This is a genomic window from Bradyrhizobium elkanii WSM2783 (assembly GCF_000472865.1).
Lineage (GTDB): Bacteria > Pseudomonadota > Alphaproteobacteria > Rhizobiales > Xanthobacteraceae > Bradyrhizobium > Bradyrhizobium elkanii_A.
Genome location: NZ_AXAP01000007.1, coordinates 48923 through 68305 on the forward strand (window position 1 = coordinate 48923; position 19383 = coordinate 68305).

Below are 19383 nucleotides of genomic sequence, written 5' to 3' on the forward strand. Positions count from 1 at the left end.
GGTGCGGGGCGAGGGGCATTGAGGTCAGTGAACGGAGGGACCCATGACTCGCACGAAGTTCCTAATCACTTCTGCTGCCGGGCTCGTCATCGTTGGTCTGACGAGATTGTCCGTCGGGCTCGGACACGCAGCGGGTGATGATGAAGGCGAAGGCGTTCTGGTCAGATTGTTACCTTCTGCCAAGGTTAGCTTGCAACAGGCCCTGGTGACCAGCGAACGGGAAGGCCAGCCAATCTCCGGAAAATTCGAGGCTGAAGATGGCAAGCTTCAGCTTTCGATCTACACCGCAAAAGACGGAAAGTTCTTCGAAGTCGTCGTCGATCACATGACCGGCGAGATAAGCAAGGTCGAGCCCATCACCGAAGGCGAGGACCTTGAGCACGCCGAGGCACAAAAAGCTGCGATTGACAGGGCAAAGGTAACGCTCGCCGCTGCCGTGGCCAAGGCAAAAGGATACGGCGCGCAGAGCATTGTGGTGAGCGCCGTGCCCGAACTGAAAAACGGGCAGCCCATTGCGTCGCTTGGTTTCTTGAACGGGAAGAAACTTTCGAGCATTAGCGAACCGCTGGATTAGCCGACTTGCGGGTCCAGGCATAACTGGGCGCACATGACCGATCCATCGATCGCCGCAGCTCTCTAACAACAATTTCAGAAATTCTTCAGTGGTGGCGCGCTGAGAGGCTGGCAAGATCAATGTGGCCAGGATCGGTTCGGCGACTACAGCGATCCAGAAGAGGTTCTGGGAAGTGCCCTTCAGCGCCACGACTGATGATCGCCGGCGGCAAGCTCGAGCAATCGAAACCACGAAGAGGAGAACGCGATGGATCGAAAGTGGATATTGGCCGGTGGCGGTCTGCTGCTGTTGGGATTGGCTGGCGCAGCTATGGTGACCGCCGAACCCAGCAAGGGCCCGGTTTTCATCGCCGGCGATCAACCGGTCACCGAGGACCAGGTGCGCCAGAAACTGCAGTCCGATGGTTGGTCGAACGTACAGATCGTTCGTGACGGAAGGTATCTCGAAGCGATCGGCTCAAAGAGTGGCCAAACCACGAAGGTTGAAGTCGACGCGCAGACCGGCCGGCTGCGCGCTGCTGATGACGACGACGAGGATTGAGTAGAACCGGCTTGCTCCAGCATACGGTAGCCGCCCGCCGTAGGGACAGGTTGCGGCAAGAGCTCTCTCGTACGCGCGGGGTCTCGTGCCAGCTATCCGAGTTGGCTGCCAACAAGCATTCAGTAGTGTGGTCGAGGTTGTTCTGCTGGCGGGAAAGCGATTCTTGAAGGTGTCGGAGCCGCTCGATTAGCGGATCGAACTCGAGATCGCCAAAGGGCAGGAGAAGAGAATGAACTCTCCACCGCATTGCTGGCGGTACTTGTTTCGCCCATCGCCCCGAGGTGTCGACCGCGGACGAACGAAGATGCTCATTGGTGAGTCGTTTCTAGTCCGATGCGCTGCGGCATCGTTGATCTTTGTCGGTGTCGCGGCATGCTCCGGCCGTGCCTTCGCCTACCGGCCGTTCGACGGCACCGATGCCGCCGTGGCCGCCCCTGGAGAACTCGAAGTCGAGTTGCAGCCGGCCGGCGTGCGACGCGACGGGGCCACCCCGACGCTGGTCGCGCCATGGACAGTCCTGAATTTCGGATTGAGCGAAGGATGGGAGGCGGTGTTCGAGGGACAGGGCGAGACGCCGCTGTCGCCCTCGGGGCCGACGAACCTGATCGCAGCGGGTGCGTTCCTCAAGCATGTCGTGGTGCCGGGCAGCCTGCAAGATAAGAGCGGACCAAGCATCGCGACCGAATTCGGTGTGTTGTTGCCAGACAGCACGGGGGACAGCGGCGTCGGCGCAAGCTGGGCGACCATCGTCTCGCAACGCTGGGACTGGGGAACGATCCACCTCAACGCCGAAATGCTGCTGACGCGGGACCATCATGCCGATGTCTTCCTCGGCACTATCATCGAGGGGCCGTCGAAATGGACGGTGCGGCCGGTCTCGGAATTTTTCTACGAAAAGGAATTCGGCCAGGAGGAAACCTTTTCCGGGCTCGTAGGCTTGATCTGGCAGGTGAGCGACAAGCTCTCTTTCGATCTCGCCTATCGCCACGCGCTGACCAATCACCGTCCGGTCAACGAAGTCCGTGCCGGACTGACGTTCGGCGTTCCACTCCGCTTCTTCGAGAGCGCCCACGTCAGATAACAGGAGAAGTGCAGATGATGTCAGTACGTACAATCTCCCAAGCGATCCTCTGCTGCCTGATGGTCAGCCTAGTCACGCCGGCTCATGCCCTGACCCAGCAGGAACTCTTGGCTAAGCTTCAATCGGACGGCTACACCCAAGTCCGTGACATCAAATCCACGGCTGAAGGCATTTCGGTCAAGGCGGTGAAGGACGGCAAGGACGTATCGCTCGTCGTCGACAGCAGCGGTCAGGTCAAAGAGCGGCGCTAAGCCGGCCGACTGCTGGAGACTAGGTCAACATCGCGTCCTTAACGGTGCGACCGTTACCCTCCGGGCTGGCCGCCTACCTTTCCGATGAAGCCTGCGGCCACCGTGATCGAGTCGTTGGCGATGGCCAGTGGAAGTGCCGCAAGACGGCGGGGCGCCGGCCCGAATACGACCTGCGCGCTTTCTCGCGGATTAAATTCGGAGTTGTGACAAGGACATTTCAGAATGTTCTTGTCGCCTTCTGATGCCTTCACCCACTCGGAGACGGGACATCCGGCGTGGGTGCAAATCAACGAATAGGCGACGATGCCATCGGCCGATCGCGATCGGGACTCATCGTTGAGTTCGCCGGGATCAAGCCTTAGGATGACAATCTCATTGAGCCGCGATCCTTTGCGGATCACCGAGGACTTCGGGTCCTTCGGCCAAGCGTGCACGGGCGGCCCACCAAGCTCCAGATCATCCGGTTTGATGATATCGCCGGCATGCTCCCCTTCGGAGTGAACGAGAACATCGCCCTTTTGTGGTCGCTCATCGCTGCCTGGCTGATCTTCCTCCGCCACGGCAGGCTTGGCGGCCGCATATGCAGCGGCGGCCAGAGCCGTCAGCAGCAGCGAGCGTCGCACCGGATCCTGACACGCCATCGCCGCCTCCGTTCGACTTTTCTTACAACGTGCGATTTGCACTTAATCTTAGCGCAAATTGAGCGCCGCGACTCAGCCAAAATGAAGGCGGTGGACGATGAGAGTAGTCCTTACCCCGACGTTTCGGTAGCGATCCGGTCCAGGCGCAATCGATGCCGATGATCCGTAAGCAGGCGTCCGGCTCCCATGACGGCGGCCAGCGTTCCGAGGCCCGTTCCGCCGGCAATTAGGAACATGATCAAGAGTTGATATTTCACGGCGTCTATCGGTTCGACCCCGGCAAGTATCTGGCCGGTCATCATTCCCGGCAGGGAAACAAGACCGATTGCCGCCATGCCGTTAATGGTGGGCATGAAGCCGCTTCGCAGAGCATCTCGCATGACCGGCAGCAGCGCCTGATACCGCGTACCCCCGAGCGCAAGGCAGGCTTCCACCGCAGCTCGCTCGCGCACCAGGCCAGTCGTGAGCACGTCCAAGCCCAGGCTTACCCCGGTCATCGTGTTGCCCAGGATCATGCCCAACAGCGGCAGCGCATAGCGCGGATGATACCAGGGCTCCGGGTGCAGCTGCGTTAGCAGCGAGAACATCGTGACGGTACCGGCAGCGAGCAACGTGCATCCTGCGCCCAAGCCATAGGTCCCAAAACCTAGCATCCGCCGCTTCTGCCGCACGACGATTTCGCGCGATGCGAAGAGAACCATGATGACGGCCGCGAGGGCCGTCCAAACAGGCGAGACGGCAGCAAACAGGAACGTGAGCACATATCCGACCAGCACCAGCTGAACGACCATCCGCACAGTTGCGACGGCGAGTTGCCGCTCAAGCTTGAGGTGAAGCGCAAGCGAGAGAGCGCCGTCCATGAGAACGAGGAGCGCAGGCAGAATGAGATCACTGTAAGTCAGTTGGATGTAGGTCAAATCTGATGCTCCTCGATGCGACCGTCGCTTCCCATCACAAACAACCGCGATCCGACGCGGTGGGCCTGGGCGGTGTCGTGAGTGCTCCATATGACACCTGTCCCGCACGAGACGCGCTCAGCAATGATCGATTCAACGATCGCGGTCGATGTCGCGTCGAGCGCCGAGGTAGGCTCGTCCAGCAGAAGCACGCGCGATTGCAGCATCAGCGCCCGCGCAAGCCCCAGCCGCTGCTTCTCTCCGGTGGAAAGTCGTTGGATAGGCCAGGTTCCGCAGCTGGGCGGTAACCCCAATCGCACCACCAGCGGCATGGCATTATCCCAGGCGGCAAAATGCTCTTGCACCGTGTCCGCCCACCAGCCCGGTTCAGCGGCGAGGTAGGTCACTTGCTTCCGCCAAAGCGGGGCCGGCACGGTTTCCCTGAGCGTGCCATCCAGCGTGACCGCCCCCTCATTGGGATCGAGATCCGCGATGGCGCGAAGCAGCAGGCTCTTGCCGACCCCGGAAGGTCCCTGCAGGGCAATGCATTCGCCATCCTTCAGCTCGAATGAAACACAGATGTGCAAGCGCGTCAGCTTGCTGACTGTAAGCATGGCCGTCTATGGCCTTTCAGAACAAGGCCACGCCTTGCGTTAGAGGAGGTCGCTCACTAATGTATTTCCACGGGGGTTTGCAGTCTCCCCGTCAGACGGATGTTCCGTCCAAGCACTGGCCAATCCTCGGTTGTCGGGATGGTTGCGCATGGACGGCACTAAATTATCTCCTTTCGTTGATCACATTGGACGACTGCGGCCGGCCGCCGCCGGTCAAAGTGAGCCCAGCACCCCGGCGGTCAATGCGGTCGCCGTCTACTTTTCCCGGCTGGGCACGCCGATGTACGCCCACGAAAAAGTCACGCTGTCGGAGGTCGCCGAAAGCATCGCTCGGCTTAACGGTCACAAATACGCCGGCATCTTCGATGCCAAGAAGCATTCGAGCGGAGATCTCTTCTTCGTTCCGGACGACACGCTCATGCTCGACGAGGCGCGGGACCTCGGCATCCACTCTCCCCGCCAGCTTTATGGCGCGGTTGTGCCTTATCCTTTCGCCAAAACGAAAGCCATCACGCACCGACTGATAAATCCGCTCGCAGCGCACCCGTCCGGCTGGTCGGCCGCATTCGCAGAAAATGTGAGCAATGCTGTCCTGCCGGGCTATACCGTGTTCAACCCTGACGACGCTGGGACGGCTGTCAGGCGCCTGCTTTTGCAAGGTGCCGTCCGGGTAAAGGAGCCGCTCGGAGACGGTGGCCACGGACAAACGGTGATTGGCACGATTGCTGAGCTAGACGCTCTTCTCGGCAATTTACCAACCGAAAAGATCGAGCGCCATGGACTGGTTCTGGAAACGAACTTACGCTGCGTTACGACGCGAAGCATTGGTTGCGCAATGGTAGGCGATCGGACGATCGCTTATCACGGCACGCAACGGTCGGCGACGAACAATCACGGAGTTTCAGTCTACGGTGGCTCGCATTTGATTTGCGTACGCGGAGGCTGGGCGGAACTGATCAATCTGCCGATGGATGCCAAGACGCGTATCGCCATAACGCAAGCTCGGACCTATGATGGCAATGCGACCCAATATCCCGGATTCTTGGCCTCACGCCGAAACTATGACGTCGGCGAGGGAATAGATGGCTGTGGACAATGGAGGTCCGGGGTGTTCGAGGCGTCGTGGCGCTCAGGTGGTGCAAGCACTGCCGAACTTGCGGCCCTGACGGCATTCGCGGAAGATTGCGCCTTGCAGGTCGTCGAGGCCGCCTCTGTGAAACAATTCGGAAAGCCGAGCAAAATCCCGCCTGGCGCAATCGTCCACTTTGAGGGCGATGACCCCGAAGAGGGGCCGCTGATCAGATATACGGTCGTCCCACGGGCGCTGCGCCGTGCAACGACAAGGGTATCCGGCGCCTCATTCCGGCGCGGACATTAGCACACCGCCTCGCAGTTCGAGAGACGTCTGAGCAGTCTGTAGGTCGCGCTCGTGAGTAACGAGAAGCAGAGTCTTGCCGTGTTCGCGAACCACACGGGTTAGCAACCCCATCACACGTTGTGCACTTTGGTCGTCAAGATTCCCGGTTGGCTCGTCAGCAAGGACGAGCGCAGGATCATTTGCCAACGCTCTGGCAACAGCAACCCGTTGCTGCTCTCCCCCGCTGAGCTGGGACGGATTGTGGTCGCTGCGATCGGCCAAGCCGACTAGATCAAGAAGTTCGCGGGCGCGGCCTTGGTTCGCTCGCCCCAACGCAATCATTGGGAGCAGGACATTCTCGAGCGCGGTCAGCTGCGGGATCAGATTATAGCTCTGAAACACCATACCGACCTGCTCAGCCCGATACTTTGATGCCCGACTTCCGGACAGGCGACCGACGTCGATACCCGACACGAAGACCTCCCCCTGATCAGGCCGATCAAGTCCGGCGACGATATTGAGAAGCGTGGTTTTGCCGGAACCGGATGGTCCGCTTAGCCGAACGAACCCACCCTTCTCGATTTCAAGTGAGACTTCGCGCAATGCACCAACTGTGGCGTGGTCGCTACGATATGTCTTCGAGACTGAACGCAGGGAGATAAATGCAGGAGTCACGGGCTTGCCTCCGATAGAGTCGCTGCAACCGGCCCTCGCAGAAGCTGAACTGTGGTTGAAGCCAAGCCGACGCTCACGGCTGCAATCGCAATCGCCACCATCGAGCACACCACCACCCAATCGATTGTGGGCTCCGTCGGGCCAAGATCGGCCATGAGAGAAGGCATCGCGAAAGTTCGCGGCACGAAAGCACTGGCAGCGAGACCGCCAATGGCAACCGCAGCCAGTCCAAGCGCCAGCCCGAAGATGACAGCGGGAGCGATGCCCATCGCCGGCGGAAACCCGAGGGCCAGGAGCGTGGCATACTGCCGCCGACGCTCGACATAAATGTCATGCAGCAGGTTTGCGGCGAAGGATCCAGCCAATAGCAGCGTCGCGATGCTCATGGCGGAAAACAACGTCAGCGTCAGAGCGAAATCGCGCACCTTGCGCTGGTATTGGCTGTATCGTTCCGTTATGAAGATGCCGGGCTCCAGCCGAAAGGCTTCCTGGAGCTTGGCCACGAGAGCTGGCACGTCAGAGGTGCTTCTGGCAATGACGAGGGCATCGGTCAGGGTCTCGCGACCGAAAATGTCTTCGCTCGTCTGGATGTTCACGAATGCACCGCTCGAGACGAAGGTCGAATCGGGCCTCAACGAGGGCGCTTCAGCCGACCTTGGCGGGGCGCCCCGTAGCTCTAATCTGTCGAGAATGCCAACGACGGTGAGCTGCAGATCCGTACCGTCCGCCTTCCGTACCGGAAAGGTCCCGCCGATATCTACGCCGAGCGACCGAGCGGATGCTTGATCGAGCACCGCCACGGCACGATCCTCCCTCCGCAGGAACCGACCGCGCGCGAGCGAGAAGCTGCTCAAACCGCGCTCGACGTCGGGATCGATACCAAAAACATACATATTGAGAAAGCTGTCGCCGTTGACGACGTTGCGAAACAGCGACTGCCGCCGAACAACCTGGCTGTCGCCCGTAGCCGTTCCCAGCTCGGCGGGATCGATGAGCGGTTCATAGACCGGAATTGTGAGCGGCGGCAAATATCCGCTCCGGGGGGTTTCAAACAAAGCTCGATTGAAGCGACTCTTCACCTCGACGACGTCAGGCCGATCCTGGTGTATCGCCCTGGTCAATGTATTTCGGGCCCCCGCGACCACCATCAGCGAGGCAGCTACCGTCGCGCTGGTAGCAGCGAGAACGATGGCGGCCGCAAGTGCTTCCACGAAGCGGCGGCCGTAGCCTCCGAAGGTAAGCTTCACCCACATCATGCGGACACCCGAAGGAGCTGGGCAGGCGCTTGTGCAAGCGGCCACAGCAGTACCGGAAGAGCTGCGATGCTCGCAGCCACAAGCGCAACGGCGACGGCAAAACCGAACGTTGAAGCGCTGCGAGCGAATGGCAGAATACTCACCGCCACTGCAGCGATCACTATGCCTGCGGCAAGCGCAGCGTACAGTCGGGCCGCGAAATAGAGCAGAACTCTAAACGGCGAAAAACCAACGGCTTGCAAAATTCCGAGTTCGCGCCAACGCGCCAGGATCAACTGGATCTGCTGACCCGCTGCCCCGGCAGCCACGAGCCCAAGCAGGAGAAGGACGAAGAACGACCCTCCTGTTTCCAGTTTCCTTTGCTCTAGGAGCGCCGTCTCGAAATTGTTTCGCTCCGGCACTCTCAGGCAGAAGGTGGCCGGATTGGCAGCGCCGCAGTCTTGCTTGAGACCGAGCTGATCGAGCAGGGAAGTCGCTTCGCCTTCGACTGTCGGCACTTCCCGGACTGATTTCGCTCGCACGACAAGTTCCTTGGCTGCCGCCTCTTTCGGGGCTTGTATGCCGCGGGCGGCTAATTCCTCGCCGACAAATCCAAGAAATTCCTTCAAGAGCTGTTTGTTCAAAAGAATGGGCAACGTGGTTGCCACGCCCTCCGGCGCATCCGGCCGGCGGACTGTGAGGACTTCGCTGCCGCGCGCGGCGAGGCGCCAGAATGGCTCAAATCGCCCCTGGTCCGGGCCTACGAACTCGAATGTCCCGATCAGGTTTAGCTTCTCGTAGCGCCGAACGATTGGTGGATCTGCGTTCAGATACGTCAGATCGACGGTTGCTTCAGCAGCAGGTCGAATACCGACGTAGTCGGTGACCCCTGAGGGAACAACAATCTCATTGCGATCAGGCGGACGTACCGTTCCAGATGTCGCAAGCAGGGGAGCACCGAGAACTGCCGCGGGCGCCTCTGGATTCAGATCGTGGAAATTCACATAATAGTCGCGGACTGGATCGAATGACCGATCGACGCCTAGCACAGTTGTCCGGGCACCGAGAGATTCCTGCTGCTTCTCGTTTTCGAAGACCACAAAGGAGGTGTCGGCCACCAAGCCGAGTTGTGTCCCATTATAGGGAGCATCGACCGACTGCACGCCGGAAATCGAATGCAGCGACTGGACCAGATTCGCGACGTCGTTCGCAGGTACGCTCCCGAGCTCAATAACAAATGTCGCTGCTCCGGACGCTTCATAGTCGGTCAAGAGCTCCGCCTGTCGAAGACCTATCTGGCCCACAAAGAACGTGACTGCGATCAGTGCGAGTGCTATCGCCAGTGCGGTCACTAGGGACCGCAGCCACGCCCTCTTGAGATCGACGAAGGCGAGCCAAATCAGCCCGCGATACACGATCGTTCCTATCTCAGTTCGCGCTCGATATCCTCATGGAGCTCGCCGATCATACCGGAAATGGTCGATTTTACCTTGGTGGCGGGCGCGCCGCTCGTGAGCTCCTTGTCCAGCGAATCGAACAACAATTGTTGCTCGCGAGCTTCACGCGCTGAAATCCTTGGCGCCAAGCTGTTCCAAGCCGTACGCGCTTCGCCAAACCGGGTTTGAGCTTCGGCGGCGTTGCCTGACGCGTAGGCTGTATCCACCGCGCGCAACGAACTCACGATCCGGTCCACCGATTCCCGGCCTTGGGACCTCTTCTGGGCAACCGCGGCGCCGCTCCAGCCTGCACTATCAATTCCGAGACCGACCGTCACCACGCCGGCCGTCAGCATTAGGCTAATCCACATTGGGGCAGTTCTCATCGTATCCTCCTGTAAGACGCCAGCTCGACCACGTTGATCTTGCCCGTCTCTCAGCGCGCCACCACTGAAGAATTTCTGAAATTCCTGTCAGGAAGCTGGGGCCGAAGGGAACCGCGTCTATAACGCTGGAGGAAGTCACGAAGCACAGCACACCGTGCGCGCATTTTGGTCGTCGAGAAGAAAAGACGCACGCAAATTCGCCGAGCTACCAGCTACGTACTCGCCGTCTTATGGAGCGCCACCCGCAAACAATTCGTAACCGTCATTCGCAAGCTTCATTGGATGGTCTTCCCAAAGTCTCAAGTCCGACGCTTGGCTCGTTCAATGCGTCGGACGACCGTATACCGGATCATAGGCCCGTCTTGGGGATCATCGAGCCTAATGGAGGCGAGAGCTTCTGGTGGCGGTTCACGATTCCTGCCGAATTCTTCCACGTGAGATGCCTCGACGACTTCTACCGAGGAATCTCGCATGAATTCAGCGAAGGCCGCCACTTCCGCGCCCGTGGCCCCTCCGGCCCGCCACGAGGACTCGAAGACCCCCGATCCGTAATGACCATTCACATCAAGACCCAAGCCGACATCGTAGTTTCGGCGCGAGGCCACGAAACCGGGGTAAACGTTTGCCGCCTCGTCATAGACTCTTGCCTTTTCGACTCCGACGCGAACCGCATTGGTCATCGGCAGCTGATACAGGGTACCCCATCCTCCCCGTACGCAGACGAGATCCGAGCCACCGTAAACCGGGCGCTTCTCGTTATTCGTCGTCACTCTTTGCCTTCCATAATACGTGAAGCTAAAATTACCTACCGCAACGTGACCAACGCTCAACGTCGCAGCTTGATGCAGGTTTTCTTCAAGCACCAAGCCATAGTGAGCGAGATTGTCCACCGGGAAGCGATCGAGGAGTTCGTCCAGCTCGTTGGGCGCGGTGATAACTGTCTGGCCTCGACCTCCAGCCTCTCGCGGGTCTTTCACGCGGATTGGTCCGCGAGGGAGCATTCGGCCTGCGGCAATCCTCGCGTCCCGACGACAGAAGGCGGTATAGCCGGGCAACACCGCATTGCGTATTCGCTCTCCGAATTTGAATAGCCATCCATCTGGCCGATCTGCGTCCTTGTCGACGAGGGGATGTGTTATAGCCTTTGTCTTGACAAATGGATGCGGAACAACGCCACCGTAGAGATCGGTCGCGCCTCGAATGCCAAGAGATTCTGCTTCATCCAACAACAGGGTGTCGTCTGGAACGAAGTAGATATGACCACTGCGGTTACTGGCGGCGGTGCCGTAATCGCCGCCAAATTTATATTGCGTTAGCTTAGCGATTGCCTTGGCGTCGGCAGCCAACATGATTCTCTGATGGACGCGTAGCGGCTTTCCAAGTCGGGATGCATAAGTGACCACGGTACCTATTGGCATTCTCAGGACTGAACTCCAACGTTTGCTGATCCGCTCGGCTATTGGCGCCCCCGTGCGGCGCCTTGCGAGCGCCCCGAAGAAAGCCCGGCGGCGGCTCGCCAGCTCCCCACGTATTGGCCCTAGTTCACGGCGTCGGACGGAACACCCAGATTGCGGCTGGTTCGCCGGGATTGGCGCGTGCGGCGACGAAAAGCCGATCGAGATCGGGGACAAACAGCGCGGTTCGCGCGCCCGATATTGTCGGGATGTGAGCTGAGCGACGGTATGCGTCTTCCTTTGCCTCGAACACATCCAGGTATCCATCGCCGCAGATGAGGTACACGCGATGGCGCTTCGCATCGAAGAAGAGGTCGTCTGAATCTCCGCAGGCATCGGCGGTCGCAATGATACTGCCGTCCTGCATTGAGAAGACGCCAAGCTGAGCGGGATTCCGGGACGCCACGAGAATGCGTCCGGACTCTTCGTCCAGGGTCATCGGAAAATTGCTGCCGGTGTCGACCGGCCAGTTCGCCACCTGCTTGCTGGCAAAGCGATCTATCACCGCTATCTCACGCGATTTCGGGACGTTTACGAAGATGCGACGGGATGAGCGGGCGAGTTGAAAACTCTCGGGGTGAGCCCGCAGCGGAATGTCTGCGATCTTGCCATTCGTCGCCGGGTCGATCTCTGCCAGTGAGCCATTGCCGTAGCCGACGAATATCCGGTTGGATGCAGGATCAATGCGAATGTTATCGGCATCATCTCCCAGATCGATCTGTCCTGCTGTCTCGTAATTCGGACCGCGGAACAACTGCACCGAACCATCACCGGCATTCGCAACAAGGAGCGTGTCACTCGACGGCACGTAGCCGATGCCTTGCGGTCGTTTCAGCCCGGTAATGACATGCTGCGCCCTGCTTTCCTTTAGATCGACGATCTGGACCCGATCGTCACCAAGCTCGGCGACGAAGAGGCGCTGCCGGGGCAGATCGATGGCTAAGTGATCAATCCGGCCGCTCACCTCGCCCAAAGCGATCTTGTTCTCGAGCTGGAGCGGTGGCGTCGCCGACGCCTGACCAAGCGATCGATCCACTGCGACCGTCGCCACCGCAATCACGGTGAAGCATACCACGCAATATTGACGCATAGTCTTCATTCCATCAGGCCCAAACTGCTTGAGATTGATATCGCCCTGCGAGATTTCGGTCAGCCTTGCTCAGCTCGCCGTTGGCTCGCCGCTGACGAGATCATAGAAAGTTGGTTTGATCGCATTGCCCTGGACGACCATGGCTTCGAAGACGGGCTTGCCGCTACGGATCTTCTCTCTAACGGCCAGGACCGTACCCAGCGACGACGCCTTCTGGATGATCGCCGGTATGGTTACCTTGGTCATTGACAGGAGCGAGTGGTACTGCGCCGACCGAGCGATGTGCTTTAGGTCAGCGAACACTTCCTTCTTAGGGCTCCAGGTCTCCGTCGTCACATCGCCGATGTACTCGTTGAAGGAGTTGTCCTCCGCAGCGGTGCCAAAGCCCTTTGCCGAGGTGTAGATCGACAGCATGAGCTTGTCTTTGACCATTTCGTATTTCGCCTCGATGGGCACTTCAGTTCCCTTAGCCACCTGGTCGATGCCTTGCTGCAGGGTCAGCTTGGCGCTTGGCAGCGCCTTGATCAGAGTTGCCTGATCAGCATCTTCGGCCCAGGCAAGATTCTGCCCCAACGTCGCGAATACGACCGCGATAACGAGCATCAGGCCTTTTCTCATCATGTTGAGCTCCTCCTTGTATGCGCGAGAGTTCGCTTCTGTGGACTGCCTCTCAAATTTGACGGAAGCATCCAAAGTCGGCCGGGGCGGATTTCGATCGGGTCTTTTTGGCCACGCAACATTGTTGCCATTTCAGGTCCCCGATTGGTTCCACTGGTCGAGCCGGTGCTCGCCTTCGTGGTGCGGCTCGACCACGTTGATCTTGCCTGTCTCCCAGTGCGCCACCACTGAAGAATTTCTGAAATTACTGTCAGGAAGCTGCCGCAGCGACGAACCGTGTCTATAATGCCGTAGGAACTCTCGCAGCGGAGTACACCGTGCGCATTTTGATTATCGAGGACGAAAAGAAGCTCGCCAATGCGCTGCGCGAAGGCCTTAAGGCGGAGCACTATGAAGTTACGATTGCTGCGACGGGAGAGGACGGCTTCTTCCTCGCGAGCCAGCGCTCCTTCGACCTTCTGTTGCTCGATCTCATGCTGCCACGCCGCGACGGCATCGATGTCCTCGCCACGTTACGCAAATGTGGCAATCAGACGCCGGTATTGGTCCTGACGGCGAAGGACGCCGTCGAGGACAGGGTAATGGGCCTCGATCAAGGCGCCGACGATTACCTTACCAAGCCGTTTGCATTCTCCGAGCTGCTCGCGCGCATTCGCGCGCTCGTCCGCCGGGGGCGCATGGATCAGATTCTCAAGCTACAGCACGAGGATCTCGAGATGGATCTCGTCACACACAAAGTCTCCAGGGGAGCGCATTCTCCCGACCTGACCGCGAAGGAATTCGACTTGCTCGAATACCTCCTGCGCCACAGCGGCAGTGTGGTGTCGCGAGAGATGCTGGCGCGCGACGTGTGGCACGCGACGGCCCGAGCTACACCGCTCGACAATGTGATTGATGTCACAGTCGCGCGGCTGCGTCGCAAGATCGACGAACCATCCGAGAAAAGGCTGCTGCACACGGTCCGCGGCGTTGGGTACATTCTGAGCGGGAGGCAAGAATGAGATTTCGCCCGCCAAGCGTGCGTGCGCGGCTTACGCTCTGGCACGCCGGCGTGTTGACGCTTATCGTGTGCATCTTTTCCGCAGGCATTCTACTTTTCGTCGCGACTCGCCTCTACGCCGAGCTGGACGCGCAGCTCGACCGAGAGATCGCAACCATTGGTAATATCTATCGCGAGGAACCGGAGGAGCTGAAGGATCTCCCTTCCCGCTGGGGCATCACATTATTCCAAGTAGAAGAGGCAGGCGACATCCGTCAGCAAACCGAAGTATGGGAGCGAGAAGGACTATCGCGCGCGCTGCAGCCAGGTGACTCGCCATCGCCGCAGTCTTGGACGGCTCCAACCGGCCGTCACTATCGCGTCCATAGCATTTCTGAATCGTCCTATCGCGTGGCCGCCGCGGTTGAGGAAACCTCCCTGCGGGACACGCTCTGGACACTCGCAGTGATCCTCGCGACGGGTATTCCCTTCGCTGCAGGCCTGGCGATCGCGGGAGGTTACTTCCTTGCCGGCCGCGTATTGTCTCCGGTCGGCGCCATGGCGCAAGAAGCGCGGGAAATCACCGCGGAGTCGCTCGCCAAACGGCTCCCGGTCGATAACGCCCGCGACGAGTTCGGGCAGCTCGCGACAGTATTCAACGACACACTATCCCGCCTGCAAGATGCGTTCGAACGGCTGCGCCGCTTCACGGCCGACGCTTCGCACGAGCTACGCACCCCGCTCACCGCAATGCGCAGCGTGGGGGAAGTGGCGCTGCAGAATACACTTGACGCCTTCACGTATCGCGACGTCATCGGCAGCATGCTGGAGGAGGTCGACAGGCTCACGCGGCTAGTCGAAAGCCTTCTGATTCTCACGCGCGCCGACTCGGGAAAGGTCCAACTGGCTCCAGAGGACCTGGACGTTGGAGGGTTGGCAGGACATGTCGTCGATCAGCTCCGCGTGCTCGCTGACGAAAAGCAACAAGAACTCGTGCTTCGAGCCCCGATCCCAGTCCATGCGACGGGAGACGCCGCGCTCATCCGTCATGCCCTCATGAATTTGATACACAATGCGATAAAATACACTCCAAATGGTGGCACGATCACCGTCGGGGTGAATGCAACGGATGGGCGGGCCATAATCGAGGTGCGAGACACCGGACCGGGGATTCCTGCCGCGCATCGGGACCATATTTTCGATCGCTTCTATCGCGTCGACCCAAGCCGCTCTCGGGAAGAGGGCGGGGTCGGGCTGGGGCTCGCAATCGCTCGCTGGGCGATTGAGGCGAACGGCGGGCATATTGAACTCGTAAGCGAAGGGACGGATGGGAGCTCGTTCCGGGTCATTCTACCGGTTTCGGATGATTCATCCGCCGCTGGCGGGGATCGACAGTTGCCGTGTGAACTGCGGAGGGAGAGACAAGAATTCGCATCATCGTGAAATGCGCTGTGACGGTCTGCATCTGCATTCAGGCAAATAGTTGAACCGTAGCCCCAATTAGAATGGTTGGGCGGTTCTCGCCTTTCAAATCGACTGGATTGTACTCTGAAGCGAGCTGCGCATCTGGCGGGACAAGATCGTCAATATTTTCAGGTTGGTCTATCAAGCGAGATTTCGAGTCAGATCCTGATCAATTCCAAGTCCCGGGTTGCGCGACGTGGCCCAATTCCGAGTCCCGATGGGGCGGCCGGTTTTGGGGTAGACCGGACATCCGGCCGGACCGGCACGTCGCAGAAGGGCCATGCGTAGACATCGGCACTTGGTCGACCACCTCGTTAGCGGCGATTTCTGAATCGTGAAGTGAGTCGGGCTCGGCGGCGGGATGCGGCAGCTTCTGCCGACCACGCAACGGAATTACTGCTTCGCCCCTGCGGCGACGGCGGTCGCCATGTACTTCGAATAGAATTCAGCGACCCGCGTGCGCCACATGCCGACGAACGCCTCCGATGTCACCTTGTCCACCGATTTCCACGCCTTCTTGAGGGCCGGAAGGGTGTTCCCCCAGATCGCGCGTTTGCACCACTTCTCGCCCTTCTCCCTGCCTTCGCTGGTGGCGCACATGGATTTCCAGGCGATGCGATCGGGCTGGCTAATGTGCTCGGCGGCGCCTTCCCAGCCCTGCTGATGGATCAGGTAAAGATCGTTCAAGTCCGGCTTCCGGTGCGTGATCCACTCGAACAGGATGCCCTCGGTAATGACCTTGTAGGCGGCCGCAACGGCATTGTCGCGGGGACTGCGAATCTGCCCAAAGCCGAACTTGCTGAACTCATATTCGCTCAGCTGAAACAGGCCGATATACGACCCGGTGCGTTGATTGGGGTTGAAATTGGACTCGATCTTGGCAACCGCTTTCATGAAATTGAAATCGAGACCGAACGCGTCGGAAGCACGTTTGATTTCCTCGACCGGCGTTCCGACCGGGATGTCCTTGAGCGAACGCAGGACGGTCTCCGCCGGCTTCTGGGCGGGCGGCACTTCGGACCAGACGTAATAGATGAGATATTGGAGATCCTGCGTCGCCGGCGCTGGATTGGAGGCAACACCGGTCTCATCGCTCGTTGTCGGCGCCGGTCGGGTGGCATCATAGTGACCGAACGGCACCGATCTTGTCCCGATCAAATCGTCGCCTGCTTTGGCGTGGGCCGACGATGGACCGGAAGCAGCACCAGGCATCGAGCCAAGTGTGACTTCCTGCAATGGCGGCTCAGGGGCGGGCTCGGGCTGCGGCCGCGGCAGGGCCTGCATTATCTGCTCGCGTAGCTTGACCAGACCGTCGAGGCGGTCGGACTGCAGCGCCGGCGCTTCGTACGGTTGCTCAAGCGAGGCAACCTCGGCCGGGCGCAAGGCGCGTTGGTGGACCGCAACCAGGATTAGCGTACCTATCGCCGCACCGGTGAAGATGACCCTGAAGGCGAGCATGGCAGCGAGCTTTCCATGCGCAACGGGGCGACAACATGGCGAGATCACGACCGAGCCCGGAATGTGTCCGAATCACGTGTCAGCCAAGCGTCGGAAGCGGACTTAAGCGGGCCGCTGGCCATGTCCGCGTTGGGTCCAAAATGCGACCTGCGCTCAACGTCTGCTCCTAGGGCCAGACCAGGCATTCAAGCTCAGCAAGCAGCGGCGGTGGCGGACTCGTTATTGGCTTAACCGACTCGTTTCTTGCCTTTGGGGCACATGGGATGGGCAGTTCTATCTCGACCTTCAGCGAGGCAGAACAGCTCGTGTAGCCTCGCTTTTTTCGCCGACTCGAGCGTCGTATTCCGAAATCATCGACGAGTTCTTTCGCAATCATTTCTTCAGATACGTTGCAACCGCGCCGGCTCCGCATGCCTGAATACCGGTGCCACTCGTTTTGCTACGGCCAGTGTCCCAAGTTCATCTGTCTCCAGGGCAATCTTTTGAGCCAGCATGACGTCGCCTGGGACGAGATGTCCCTCGGGAGCAAAGCACAAGATGCCTCCCGATTGCTCTTCGAAACTGATTTCCTGCACGTTGGCCACAGACCCGTATTGCACTCGATATCGCCTGCGAGTCGTGCAGCCCACAACGTCGAAATAACCCTGCTCCTCGAACTGTCTCCTCTGAGCTGGCGTTAGCCATTGGCGCAGAAGCGTCCGTCCTTTTCCTTCAGGCGAATTTTCCCTGACAAATGCGCGATACAGCTGCCGGAGCGCACGAAGTCGGGAAGTTTGAGCTGCACATCTGCTCATGAAAGACACGGCGACCGCCCCTCTATCCACCCCTAAGCCGCCGGAAGAACAGCGTTTCTTTCGCAGTGGGATCAAACTCAAAGACCCGCCACGGTTCGCCTTCCGCCTTCCGTACTGCGGCTGTGAACCCTTCAGCGGTCAACTCCTTGAAGCGCCTCTCCGCCTTGACCAGCGCTTCATTGTCGTCAACTTCGAATTCGTAGCGGGAGTGGCCGGTGTGATCCATTACAATGTGGGTCGCCATAAAACGCTCCTGGACTTAAGGATTGGCCACATAGAGGCTCCACTCGTCACGGAGGGTAAGGCCAGGCGGTTGTGCTCGGGCTCTGTGGTCGTTGTCACGTCGAGCTCCTTGACGGTGCACCTGAATTGGTCACTGGCAAAACGGCTTGGCTGATGCTGTGCGGGAGCGGACGTGGGCGTTCGATCCTCGCTACAAGAGGCAAAACGAGGAAGAAGTGGCCGAAATAGTACACAGCTCCGATCCGGCTCATGATCAACCAAGCGCCTTCAGGCGGCTGCCCACCGGCGTAGGTCAGTAACACGCAATCGGCGACCAGCAACCAATAGAACACCTTGAACATCGGTCTGAACCGCCCTGAGCGGACCGGGCTGGTGTCCAGCCATGGCAACGCGAACAGGACAAGGATCGAGGTTAGCATGGCGACAACGCCGACGAGCTTGTTCGGAATGGCCCGCAGGATGGCGTAGTACGGGAGCAGGTACCACTCGGGCACAATGTGGGCCGGAGTAACTCCCGGATTTGCGTGGATGTAGTTATCCGGATTGAGAAGTGCGTTGGGCTCGTAGAACAGGAACCAGCTGAAGAACAGAAAGAGGATGACCAACCCGAAGAGATCCTTCACCGTGTAATAGGGATGGAATGGGATTGTGTCGCCCGCGTCCTTGGTGTCGACGCCGGTCGGATTGTTGGAGCCGAAGCGGTGCAGCGCGACGAGATGTAGGCCGACCACTGCAACGATCACAAACGGCAGGAGGTAGTGCAAGGAATAGAACCGATTGAGCGTCTGACCACCCACCGTGAATCCGCCCCACAACCAGGTCACGATGCTGTCCCCAACTCCGGGAATGGCGGAGAACAAATTCGTAATGACGGTGGCGCCCCAAAAACTCATCTGCCCCCATGGCAAGGTGTAGCCGAAGAAGGCTGTCGCCATCATCAATAGCAGAATGATAACGCCGAGCCACCAAAGCAGCTCGCGCGGCGCCTTATAGGATCCGTAATAAAGACCGCGAAAGATGTGGATGTAGACCACGGCAAAGAAGAACGATGCGCCCGTCGTGTGGACGTATCGGATCAGCCATCCGTAGTTCACATCGCGCATGATGTGCTCGACTGACCGGAATGCTCCGTCACCCGTCGGAGCGTAGTGCATTGCGAGCACGATCCCGGTCACGATCATGATGACGAGCACGATGCCTGCCAGCGAGCCGAAATTCCAGAGATAGTTCAGGTTTCGCGGTGTTGGATACGAATTCAGCTCGTGATCTAGGAACGTGAAGATAGGAAGCCGATAATCGATCCAGCGAATGACCGGATTCGAGAAGTCGGCTTTCTGTTGGACCTTTGCAGCGATTTGCGACGACATCTTTGTCCTCAATGTCGATCGGAGATGGGCTGGAGAATGCCGTCCAGAGCTAATTCATGTCCGACAGACGTCAGCGTGATTCGCATTCCGTCTTACCCTCGCGCGACGGAGAACACCGATCTTGATCGTCTTTCAGCTTCTCGCCACTGAAGAGTTTCTGAAATTCCTGTCAGAAATGCTCCAGCTACACAGCGGCGCGGCGGACAGACGCTGCCGCGCCAGATCGATTC

General features: G+C 59.2%; 20 protein-coding genes. 7 read left to right on the forward strand and 13 right to left on the reverse strand.

All coding sequences use genetic code 11. From position 1 onward, the window contains the following. Positions 1 to 43 precede the first annotated feature (43 nt). The 4 genes from YY7_RS0108915 (at position 44) to YY7_RS0108930 (ending at position 2446) form a co-directional block, all read left to right on the forward strand. A complete protein-coding gene (locus tag YY7_RS0108915; RefSeq protein WP_028162937.1) occupies positions 44 to 574 on the forward strand; it encodes a PepSY domain-containing protein in 531 nt (176 codons plus the stop codon). Between the two features lie 246 nt (positions 575 to 820). Beyond that, positions 821 to 1114 (forward strand): hypothetical protein, encoded by a 294-nt coding sequence (locus YY7_RS0108920; RefSeq protein ID WP_155255099.1) that lies wholly within the window; start codon positions 821 to 823, stop codon positions 1112 to 1114. A gap of 349 nt (positions 1115 to 1463) precedes the next feature. Further along, complete coding sequence (locus YY7_RS0108925; protein WP_028162939.1) at positions 1464 to 2195, forward strand: hypothetical protein; 732 nt, start codon at positions 1464 to 1466, stop codon at positions 2193 to 2195. Between the two features lie 17 nt (positions 2196 to 2212). Beyond that, positions 2213 to 2446, forward strand: a complete 234-nt coding sequence (locus YY7_RS0108930; protein WP_028162940.1) for a hypothetical protein — start codon at positions 2213 to 2215, stop codon at positions 2444 to 2446. Between the two features lie 53 nt (positions 2447 to 2499). Here YY7_RS0108930 and YY7_RS0108935 read toward each other — a convergent pair whose 3' ends face one another. The 3 genes from YY7_RS0108935 to YY7_RS0108945 form a co-directional block, all read right to left on the reverse strand. Next, a complete protein-coding gene (locus YY7_RS0108935; RefSeq protein ID WP_051396609.1) occupies positions 2500 to 3087 on the reverse strand; it encodes a ubiquinol-cytochrome c reductase iron-sulfur subunit in 588 nt (195 codons plus the stop codon). Positions 3088 to 3197: 110 nt separating this feature from the next. Then, entirely contained in the window at positions 3198 to 4004 is an 807-nt protein-coding gene (locus YY7_RS0108940) for an ABC transporter permease (protein ID WP_028162942.1), read from the reverse strand. After that, positions 4001 to 4597 (reverse strand): ABC transporter ATP-binding protein, encoded by a 597-nt coding sequence (locus YY7_RS0108945; RefSeq protein ID WP_028162943.1) that lies wholly within the window; start codon positions 4595 to 4597, stop codon positions 4001 to 4003. Before YY7_RS0108945 ends, YY7_RS0108940 begins: the two co-directional genes overlap by 4 nt. 148 nt (positions 4598 to 4745) lie before the next feature. Between YY7_RS0108945 and YY7_RS51110 the strand changes: the two genes are divergently transcribed. Continuing rightward, positions 4746 to 5975 carry a DUF3182 family protein gene (locus tag YY7_RS51110; protein ID WP_080663637.1) on the forward strand — a complete coding sequence of 410 codons (1230 nt, stop codon included), beginning with the start codon at positions 4746 to 4748 and terminating at the stop codon, positions 5973 to 5975. On the opposite strand, the gene YY7_RS0108955 is transcribed toward YY7_RS51110, so the two are convergent. The 7 genes from YY7_RS0108955 to YY7_RS0108985 form a co-directional block, all read right to left on the reverse strand. Next, the gene (locus YY7_RS0108955; RefSeq protein ID WP_028162944.1) at positions 5955 to 6629 is read right to left on the reverse strand and encodes an ABC transporter ATP-binding protein; all 675 of its coding nucleotides are present in this window, start codon (positions 6627 to 6629) and stop codon (positions 5955 to 5957) included. The two genes, YY7_RS51110 and YY7_RS0108955, sit on opposite strands and share 21 nt — an antisense overlap. Continuing rightward, positions 6626 to 7885, reverse strand: a complete 1260-nt coding sequence (locus tag YY7_RS0108960; protein ID WP_028162945.1) for an ABC transporter permease — start codon at positions 7883 to 7885, stop codon at positions 6626 to 6628. The genes YY7_RS0108955 and YY7_RS0108960 overlap by 4 nt, the downstream gene beginning before the upstream one ends. Further along, positions 7882 to 9279, reverse strand: a complete 1398-nt coding sequence (locus YY7_RS0108965) for a hypothetical protein (protein WP_028162946.1) — start codon at positions 9277 to 9279, stop codon at positions 7882 to 7884. Before YY7_RS0108965 ends, YY7_RS0108960 begins: the two co-directional genes overlap by 4 nt. Positions 9280 to 9287: 8 nt before the next feature. Next, the gene (locus tag YY7_RS0108970; protein ID WP_028162947.1) at positions 9288 to 9656 is read right to left on the reverse strand and encodes a hypothetical protein; all 369 of its coding nucleotides are present in this window, start codon (positions 9654 to 9656) and stop codon (positions 9288 to 9290) included. Positions 9657 to 9985: 329 nt separating this feature from the next. Continuing rightward, complete coding sequence (locus YY7_RS0108975) at positions 9986 to 11104, reverse strand: DUF3182 family protein (RefSeq protein WP_035689632.1); 1119 nt, start codon at positions 11102 to 11104, stop codon at positions 9986 to 9988. Between the two features lie 124 nt (positions 11105 to 11228). Continuing rightward, positions 11229 to 12230, reverse strand: a complete 1002-nt coding sequence (locus YY7_RS0108980) for a YncE family protein (protein ID WP_035689633.1) — start codon at positions 12228 to 12230, stop codon at positions 11229 to 11231. Positions 12231 to 12299: 69 nt separating this feature from the next. Then, complete coding sequence (locus tag YY7_RS0108985; RefSeq protein ID WP_155255100.1) at positions 12300 to 12851, reverse strand: hypothetical protein; 552 nt, start codon at positions 12849 to 12851, stop codon at positions 12300 to 12302. Between the two features lie 314 nt (positions 12852 to 13165). Here YY7_RS0108985 and YY7_RS0108995 point away from each other — a divergent pair, with 314 nt between their 5' ends. Then, on the forward strand, positions 13166 to 13849 hold the full coding sequence (locus tag YY7_RS0108995) for a response regulator (RefSeq protein WP_028162951.1): 684 nt from the start codon (positions 13166 to 13168) through the stop codon (positions 13847 to 13849). Further along, positions 13846 to 15270, forward strand: coding sequence for a sensor histidine kinase (locus YY7_RS56425; protein ID WP_080663638.1), 1425 nt, complete (start codon positions 13846 to 13848; stop codon positions 15268 to 15270). The genes YY7_RS0108995 and YY7_RS56425 overlap by 4 nt, the downstream gene beginning before the upstream one ends. 414 nt (positions 15271 to 15684) lie before the next feature. Here the strand turns inward: YY7_RS56425 and YY7_RS51120 are convergent, their stop codons facing one another. The 3 genes from YY7_RS51120 to YY7_RS0109020 form a co-directional block, all read right to left on the reverse strand. Beyond that, on the reverse strand, positions 15685 to 16749 hold the full coding sequence (locus YY7_RS51120) for a transglycosylase (protein ID WP_245287228.1): 1065 nt from the start codon (positions 16747 to 16749) through the stop codon (positions 15685 to 15687). Positions 16750 to 17565: 816 nt separating this feature from the next. Continuing rightward, the gene (locus YY7_RS0109015) at positions 17566 to 17787 is read right to left on the reverse strand and encodes a hypothetical protein (RefSeq protein WP_028162953.1); all 222 of its coding nucleotides are present in this window, start codon (positions 17785 to 17787) and stop codon (positions 17566 to 17568) included. Between the two features lie 94 nt (positions 17788 to 17881). Then, complete coding sequence (locus YY7_RS0109020; protein ID WP_051396613.1) at positions 17882 to 19153, reverse strand: cytochrome b; 1272 nt, start codon at positions 19151 to 19153, stop codon at positions 17882 to 17884. Between the last annotated feature and the right edge of the window lie 230 nt (positions 19154 to 19383).